The organism is Mycobacterium sp. TH-M82 (genome assembly GCF_057473605.1).
On record NZ_JBYCKY010000568.1, the window covers coordinates 1 to 1,368 of the forward strand.

Annotated in this window: 2 protein-coding genes and 1 pseudogene; 1 reads left to right on the forward strand and 2 read right to left on the reverse strand. The window is 68.6% G+C overall.

Going from position 1 to position 1,368, the window contains the following annotated elements; translation table 11 throughout:
• Both AC2VON_RS17095 and AC2VON_RS17100 read right to left on the reverse strand, forming a co-directional pair.
• Positions 1-110: hypothetical protein (locus AC2VON_RS17095; RefSeq protein ID WP_486954015.1), on the reverse strand; the 110-nt coding region annotated here is incomplete at its 3' end.
• A gap of 9 nt (positions 111-119) precedes the next feature.
• Positions 120-773 carry a TetR/AcrR family transcriptional regulator gene (locus AC2VON_RS17100; RefSeq protein ID WP_486954014.1) on the reverse strand — a complete coding sequence of 218 codons (654 nt, stop codon included), beginning with the start codon at positions 771-773 and terminating at the stop codon, positions 120-122.
• A 106-nt stretch (positions 774-879) separates the two neighbouring features.
• Here AC2VON_RS17100 and AC2VON_RS17105 point away from each other — a divergent pair.
• A pseudogene (locus AC2VON_RS17105) lies at positions 880-1,368 on the forward strand (oxygenase MpaB family protein); the annotation flags it as partial.

Here is a 1,368-nt window from a genome sequence, read left to right on the forward strand (position 1 = left end):
ATGAACGGCCCCGGCAGCACGAGCAGGTCGACCGGGCCATCGCCGAAGACCTGATAGGCGATGTCGATCTCGCCGCAACTGGCGTACCTGGTCCGCATAACCGGCACCATGCGTCCAGGCTAATCCGGCCCGCCGACGGGGTCTGCCCTTTGCCGGCCGCCGATGATCGGTACCAGGTAGCGGGCGGCGTACCGGCGCACGGCGACCGGATCCGCCGTGTCGAGGCGGTCGGTGGGGAAGACGATGATGCCGAGGGCGACCCGCAGCAGGATGTCGGCGACGTCGGTCAGCTCGGGGTCGGGCAGGTCGGCGCCGCAGCGCCGCAGCGTGTGGGCGATCCCGTCGGCGAACTGCCGAATCGGGAAGACCTCGGAGCGCGAGAACAGCCCGAACAACTCGGGTTCGCTCTCGGCGATCCGGGAGTACAGCGGCGAGTCCTGCACCAGGCGCACCCCCAGGGCGAACGCCTCGACCACGGCCTGCTGCGGGGTGCGCCCGGCGGTCGCCCGGTCCAGCGTGGCGAAGAAGTGGCCGGCTTCGCGGCGGACCACCTTCTCGAACAGATCGTCTTTGCTGGGAAAGCGCCGGTAGATGGTGCTGCGGCTGACCCCCGCGCGGGCGGCGACGTCCTCGATGTTGGCCCGGCGCACGCCGTAGGTTTCGAACACCGCCCGCGCGGTGTCCAGGATGACCCGGTCGACACCGGCTTTCCCGGCCTTCTCACCCTTCCCGGTCTTCTCGCCGAGATCGCCGCCCGGGCTGTCAAACCGCATGGATCACGACCCCCACTGCAATCTCGGCGTAAAAATGCTAGTCTGACACAAAGACATGAGTTTGTGTCAATGAATCAAACAGGGCGCGCGCTGACGAGGGGTGAGCATGACCGTCGGATCCCGGTTCGACCGTGATGTTCGCGAAGCGATGCCCGTGCTGGTCGACGACGGCCCCGACGCGACACCGCGGCTGGGGCCCGACTCGCTGATCTGGAAGTTCTACGGTGACCACCGCACGCAGTTCTTCGGCTTCCAGCGCACGGCCGGCGTCGAGAACTGCATCGAGCAGCTCGCCCAGGGCGTGCTCGACCACTCGGTGGTCTTCAGCGACACGCTGGGCCGGGCGCGGCGGACCGCGCCGCCCCTGATGCAGACCGTCTACTCCGACGATCCGCACGCCTGGGGCCGCAAGGTCCGCGACTTCCACAGGCCGATCAAGGGGACCGTCAGCGACGGGTCGCGGTACCACGCGCTGAATCCCCAAGCCGGCCTGGCGGATCCTGTCCGCGCCGCTCAACGCCTACACCCGGCTGGTCCTGGTGGGCACCCTGCCCCCGCAGATGCGTGCGGTGTGCCAGTTGGACTGGAACGACAA

Excerpts from the sequence above, each read along its gene's own strand:
- AC2VON_RS17100 (WP_486954014.1), bottom strand. The coding sequence starts at position 773 with ATGCGGTTTGACAGCCCGGGCGGCGATCTCGGCGAGAAGACCGGGAAG.